The sequence below is a fragment of the Alkalibacillus haloalkaliphilus C5 genome (assembly GCF_000269905.1).
Lineage (GTDB): Bacteria > Bacillota > Bacilli > Bacillales > Alkalibacillaceae > Alkalibacillus > Alkalibacillus haloalkaliphilus_A.
The window spans coordinates 1-5,824 of the sequence record NZ_AKIF01000167.1 but is presented as its reverse complement, the minus strand read 5'-3'; the positions used below and the strand labels follow the sequence as shown (position 1 = coordinate 5,824).

7 protein-coding genes are annotated in these 5,824 nt (G+C 37.4%); 4 read left to right on the top strand and 3 right to left on the bottom strand.

The annotated features are described in order from the left end of the window. Positions 1–277: 277 nt before the first annotated feature. From A194_RS0114085 to A194_RS20855, 3 genes are read left to right on the top strand one after another with little or no spacing between them, the layout of a single operon-like run. Positions 278–1,654 (top strand): aspartate aminotransferase family protein, encoded by a 1,377-nt coding sequence (locus tag A194_RS0114085; protein ID WP_017187454.1) that lies wholly within the window; start codon positions 278–280, stop codon positions 1,652–1,654. 21 nt (positions 1,655–1,675) lie between these two features. Continuing rightward, positions 1,676–2,386: a MurR/RpiR family transcriptional regulator gene (locus tag A194_RS18620; RefSeq protein WP_237718780.1), complete on the top strand. Its 711-nt coding sequence runs from the start codon at positions 1,676–1,678 to the stop codon at positions 2,384–2,386. Then, positions 2,374–2,532, top strand: a complete 159-nt coding sequence (locus A194_RS20855; protein ID WP_017187453.1) for a hypothetical protein — start codon at positions 2,374–2,376, stop codon at positions 2,530–2,532. Before A194_RS18620 ends, A194_RS20855 begins: the two co-directional genes overlap by 13 nt. Before the next feature lie 416 nt (positions 2,533–2,948). Here the strand turns inward: A194_RS20855 and A194_RS0114075 are convergent, their stop codons facing one another. From A194_RS0114075 to A194_RS0114065, 3 genes are all read right to left on the bottom strand, one after another. After that, positions 2,949–3,833 carry a glycine betaine ABC transporter substrate-binding protein gene (locus A194_RS0114075; protein ID WP_017187452.1) on the bottom strand — a complete coding sequence of 295 codons (885 nt, stop codon included), beginning with the start codon at positions 3,831–3,833 and terminating at the stop codon, positions 2,949–2,951. An 88-nt stretch (positions 3,834–3,921) separates the two neighbouring features. Continuing rightward, positions 3,922–4,593 (bottom strand): cysteine hydrolase family protein, encoded by a 672-nt coding sequence (locus tag A194_RS0114070; protein WP_017187451.1) that lies wholly within the window; start codon positions 4,591–4,593, stop codon positions 3,922–3,924. Between the two features lie 18 nt (positions 4,594–4,611). Further along, positions 4,612–5,142 (bottom strand): GbsR/MarR family transcriptional regulator, encoded by a 531-nt coding sequence (locus A194_RS0114065; RefSeq protein ID WP_017187450.1) that lies wholly within the window; start codon positions 5,140–5,142, stop codon positions 4,612–4,614. Between the two features lie 212 nt (positions 5,143–5,354). Here A194_RS0114065 and A194_RS18615 point away from each other — a divergent pair. Next, the coding region (locus tag A194_RS18615) for a PrpR N-terminal domain-containing protein (RefSeq protein WP_040403016.1) at positions 5,355–5,824 on the top strand (470 nt) is incomplete at its 3' end.

Genomic DNA, 5,824 nt, shown 5'->3' with positions numbered 1-5,824 from the left:
TTTAGATTAATCTTGTTTGAACTCGTTTTGGAAATCGCCTAATTATTTAATAATTAGGCGATTTTTTAATTTATTAGGCGAAAATCTAAATAATTGAGCGAAAATCTAAATAATTAGGCGAACGCTTAAATAATTGGGCGTTCGCCTGAAAAACACCCATCACAACGATGAAAAATGAAATAATTTTTTCATATCCCTTGAAATCACCTACATAATGAAATAACATTATCATATAAATAATTATATGAAATAAATATTTCGTAAAAGGGTGTGGAAAATGAGTGCACATGTTGTGCGAGAGATGAATTTTGAAGATAAGACGAGAGGTTCAAAGCAGGCTTATGAGCAAGCGAAGTCTGTCATTCCAGGTGGGGTGACGGCTAATATTAAACACTTTGCGCCTCATCCGATTATTATGGATCAAGCAACAGGAAGTCAGTTAACAGATGTTGATGGCAATCATTATATAGACTATTTATTATGTTATGGCGCTTTAATTTTAGGGCATGGTCATGAAGCGGTTAAAGATGCGGTGTATAAACAAATGGAGCAGTGTGGTTCGTTTGTCTTTGGTGCGCCTCACAATTTGGAGTACCAAATGGCACAAAGGCTAGTGGACCTATTCCCAGGAATGGATCAAATTCGCTTTACGAACTCAGGACTTGAGGCGACACTTTTAAGCATTCGCCTTGCTCAAGCATATAATGGTAAGCATAAAGTGGCGAAGTTTGAAGGGCATTATCACGGTGGTTATGACCAAATGCTTGTCAGTGTTAACCCAGATATGGAGCAAGCTGGCGAGTCCGATGAACCGATCTCAGTAGCTGAATCTAGTGGAATGTCAGACTATCATTTAGAGCATACCGTTGTGTTGCCGTTTAACGACTTAGAAGCAACGGAGAAAATTTTAAAAGCTAGACAGGATGAGATCTCAGCGGTCATTTTAGAGCCGGTACAAGGTGGCTTTATCCCTGCAGATGAGTCATTTATGAAAGGTTTAAGAGAAGTTACTGAAGAGTTAGGGATTGTCTTAATTTTTGATGAAGTGAAAACAGGCTTCCGTTTAAACGTTGGAGGCGCCCAATCGTTATACGGTGTAGAACCTGACTTAACAGCGTTAGGAAAAGTGTTAGGTGGAGGTTTCCCTGTCGGTGCGCTTGGTGGTAAGATTGAGTTAATGGATTTAATGTCGCCAGAAAGAGGGCAAGACATTTTAACTTCAGGTGGTAATCAGCAAGTGACAGATCGTGCTTTATTCCATAGTGGCACATATAATGGTCACCCAACTGTATTAGCTGCAGGACTTGCGACGATTGAAGAGTTAGAAAAGCCTGGCGTTATGGAAGACTTACTGAAAAAGACAGAGTATCTACGTAATGAGCTTGAGAACTTATATAATCGTTATTCAATCCCAATGCAAACAATTGGTATGGGAAGCATCTTTAATATCGTATTTACTAATGAAACGGTAAGAAATTATCGTGACTTAAGCCAAGCGGATATGCACTTAAGGAAACAGTTAGATTATGAGTTACTAGACCTTGGCGTTTATACAAAGCCTGGAAATCGTTATTCAATGAGCACGGTTCACAGTGATGAAGATATTCAGGCAACAATTAATGCCCATGAACAAGCGATTCAACGTTTAAGATAAAATTTAAAGGGGTGGCGTTTTATGGCTGATTTGTATCAAGTAATAACGAATAAACTACCTGACATGAGTAAGTCACAGCGTGAGATCGCGCGGTATGTGTTAAGCCATATGAACTCTGTCCCGTTTTTAACGGTCGGACAATTAGCGAAACAAGTAGGAGTTGGTGAAGCGACAGTGTATCGCTTCGCCACTTATTTAGGGTATAGCGGTTATCCTGAGTTTCAAAAGTCACTTCAAGAAGCGATGAAAAAGCAATTAACGACCGTTGAGCAACTGAAAATCTCAGAAGATATTTATGATGAAGAGGGACAAGCAACAGTCGAGATGTTTGAAGAAGATATGGATCGCATTCGTGAAATGACCCAGCAATTAAATATGGACGATTTTAACAAAGCAGTCGATTTAATTGTGAATGCGAAACGGATCTTTATTGTTGCGAACCGAAGTGCTGTTTCGCTTGGATCCTTTCTAGAATTCTATTTTGATGTCATGTTAGAAAACGCAGAACTCATTCGTAATCCACACGGTGTGTCAGAGAAATTGTTCCGTCTTGATGAAGATGATGTTGTCATTGGCTTAAGTTTTGCGCGTTATACGAAAAATACAGTCGAGGCTGTATCTTTTGCCCATGATCGTGGAACGAAGGTGGTTGCCATTACAGACAATAGAATGTCTCCACTCATCCATATGCTGATGTGTCATTATGTGCTAGAAGTGACATGTCATCATTAATTGATTCATTTGTCGCTCCCCTAAGTTTAATAAATGCATTGATTACAGCAGTTGGGCGTCGAAAGAGGAAGGAAATTGAACAGCATTTAGAAGAGTTAGAAGTTGTGTGGGATCGTTTTAATATTTTTAGTGATGAAATAGATTAATATTGGTCACTTATTTAATATTTTAATCTACCTTACTATTCAAGTTTTTAGGAAGTGTGGTGTCACAGTGTATACTTTTGCTTTTTTATTATATGCTTTTGCTATTCTCATCATTTTGCCTATAGTGCACACGGTTAAAGTGAAAGATCGAAAAAGAAGAGTTATATTTAATTCAGTCATGTTTGTTTCTGCTCTTTGGGTGGGATTAGTGTTTTATCTTTTTGATATGTTTTAAAAATCGACATGACTACACCAATTATGGGATGAAATTAATCGCTATTTCCGAGGAAATGACGAAAGAAGTCAGGGGGACTCCCTTGCTTTTTTACAAAAAACAAATAGGCGAACGCTAATACTTCAGCGCCCGCCCATTTGTTCTGCTTAACTATATATATTTAGGGGAATTGCTCACAAATTTAGTTAATCCACTCATCAACAGTGTCGCGGTTTTCCTCAATCCACTCTGCTGCCGAGTCTTCGAAGTTAACGTCGTTGTTTTCATAGTCATACATCATTTCCTCTAAGTCATCGACGTCGATGCTCCATTGAGATAAGATGTCGTATGCTTCTTCGTATTCTGGTTGATCTTCAATACCTTGATAAGAAAGGACATACACATTGTCGTACTGGAAGTGACCTTCTGTGTCTTCTAAGAATTTAAGGTCATGTTGTGCGAACATAGAGTGTGGTCTCCAGCCTGTAATGATAAATGGCTCTTCGTTATCAATTTTTGAATTCATAACACCTAACATAGCTGCTTCACTAGTTGGTGTCACTTCGAAACCATCTAAATTATAGTTTTCCTCTTCCATAACGTCATACGTTAATTCAACAATGCCTGCACCTTCACCGATTGTAACGATTTCGCCATCGAATTCATCTGCGCGGCCTTCTAAGTCACCAATTGTTTCAGCGTCAACATATTCCGGAACAACCCAGCCTAGAGGAACTTCCTCATAGCTTGTTGATACTTGTTGTAGTGAGTCTTGGTAGTCTTCCCATAATGCAGCTTCAGTGTATGGAAGCCAAGCATCCATAAAGAAGTGGATCTCTTCATTCTCTAAACCTTCCCAAATGACTGGTTGGTCTAGTAAAGTAATTTCAACATCGTAACCAACTTCTTCTAAAATTTGCTTTGCAATTTGTGTTGGTGCTTCTGTACTTGTCCAAGATGTTTGGCCAAATACGATTTCTCCCTTTTCTTCCGCAGCATCTTCTGTACCTTCTTCACCGTTGTTTCCGCCACATGCTGCAAGAATAAGCATCGTGATCATTGCAGTAATTGCAATTAGTTTCTTCATGTTAACAAAAACTCCCTTTCTGTTAATTTGAATGAGTGATTTTAAAGTGATTCAACTAAGTGATTGTTTCTTTATATTTAGAAACTAACTATTCAGCTAGTTTGCTAACAATTTTATTAAATTGATCTTGCATTGTTTCTGGTGTGAATTGCATCGCATCTGCGCGATCTGTTTCAAAGTAATTGTGTGATTGTCCATTTAACTTTTTAATAAGCTGATCTGTGTCATAAATCTTCATGTTGTAAACCCAATTCGTCATCGTTAGGATCGCTGACTGGTGGGCACCTTCATTGCTTGCTGAAGTAATATCATGAATTAAATTAATTTGATAGTCTCTAAAATACGCATCAAACACCGAGGTCATTAAACAGCCATCTGTTACAACACCCCCAATGTACAAGTGCTTTACACCTAGGCTTTTTAGCATTAAATCTAGGCTTGTATCGAAAAAAGCACTCCAACGGTATTTATCAATGACGATTTCGTCTTTTTCTGGTTTAATTTCGTCAAAGATTTCAATTTGGTCTGTTCCATCATGATAATAAAAAGGTGATCCATCTTCGTTTAATGGTTCGCCTTCTGATAAGCCGACAGCGTCAGCTCTATTAATATGACGTGTATATATAACAGGTATATTAGACGCTCGAAAAGCTGGTAATAGCTTTTCAGTATTTTTAATGACTTCTTCCATGTTGTCTAAGCCAAAGTTTGATTCTTTCTGTATATCAATTAAAACTAAGGCTGAATCGCTCTTCTTCATAAAATGTCTCCTTTAAGTCTATTTCTTTGGTAGATGTTCAAAGATTTCACCTGATTCTAAAGAGTTTGCTAGACGCATTAACCAATCTAGGTAGTCTTTTGATTCTTGGATCAGTTCTAAATCTCGTTTAGCGATTCGCTCAGCTTCCTCATCTTCGGACTGTTCAGCAACTTCTGTAATCGTTGGTTCTGTTTGTTCGATCGCTTTGTTAATTAAGTTGCGTTCGACACGTAACGTTTTAACGAAGAAGTTAATGAAATTTCTTAGAAAGTCTTTTTCGGCGATAAAATGGTCTTTACGTTCGCCTTTCTTCCAAACTTTCGTTACCATTTCGGTTTCGATTAACTCTCGAATGCCATTGCTTACACTTGCTTTACTCATAGCAACTTGGTCTTTAATCTCATCTAATGTTAATGGTTCTTCTGAGAAATAAAGGACACCATAAATTCGACCTACAGAAGCTGACACGCCGTAGACTGTCATCGACTGAGCAATTGCACTAATCATGACGTCTTCAGACTCATGTACGCGCGTTAAGTCTTCACTCATTTAGAAATCCACCTTTCGAAAAGGTTATTAATTTATTTAATTTATACTATACATATTAAACGAATAATATAAAATGTCAAGAGGTAGTCTGTTTATTATTGTCTTGTTTTGTAGAAAAAATGTAACAAATAGTCGATATTTAACGGTATTTGTTGTATATTGCAATTATTAAACTTAAATGAAATTAACTTATATATAGAGGTGTTGTAAAAATGGACATAAAGGTGAAATTTATTGCACCTTATGAATCAATGGTTCAAGTTGTAGAGGAGTGTCGTGATGAGATTTATGGTGTGGAATTATCTATTGAAGTAGGAAATTTGGAAGAAGGTGCGAATATTGGCAAGCGCTCCGAAGAAGAAGGTTATGGTGTCATTATTAGTCGTGCAGCAACAGCGCACTTAATTCGTGAAGTGACAAACATACCTGTTATAGATGTTTCAATGTCTGGTTATGATTTACTTCGTGTTTTAACTATGACAAGTAATTTCGAACAGAAGAAAGTCTTAGTATGTTATCCGACGATGACTTTAGGTGCCCAAGCTATTATAGACATTTTAGATTTAAATGTTGATGTTTTTACAATTGAACATGCCGATGAAATTAAATCGACGGTTATTGAGTTAAAAGAGATGGGTTATCAATTGATGATCGGCGATGTGGGAACTACTGAGACTGCCAA

Bases quoted from the DNA above. Each gene is read 5' to 3' on its own strand.
- A194_RS0114085 (WP_017187454.1), top strand. From the start codon at position 278: ATGAGTGCACATGTTGTGCGAGAGATGAATTTTGAAGATAAGACGAGA.
- A194_RS18620 (WP_237718780.1), top strand. From the start codon at position 1,676: ATGGCTGATTTGTATCAAGTAATAACGAATAAACTACCTGACATGAGT.
- A194_RS20855 (WP_017187453.1), top strand. From the start codon at position 2,374: ATGTCATCATTAATTGATTCATTTGTCGCTCCCCTAAGTTTAATAAAT.
- A194_RS0114075 (WP_017187452.1), bottom strand. From the start codon at position 3,833: ATGAAGAAACTAATTGCAATTACTGCAATGATCACGATGCTTATTCTT.
- A194_RS0114070 (WP_017187451.1), bottom strand. From the start codon at position 4,593: ATGAAGAAGAGCGATTCAGCCTTAGTTTTAATTGATATACAGAAAGAA.
- A194_RS0114065 (WP_017187450.1), bottom strand. From the start codon at position 5,142: ATGAGTGAAGACTTAACGCGCGTACATGAGTCTGAAGACGTCATGATT.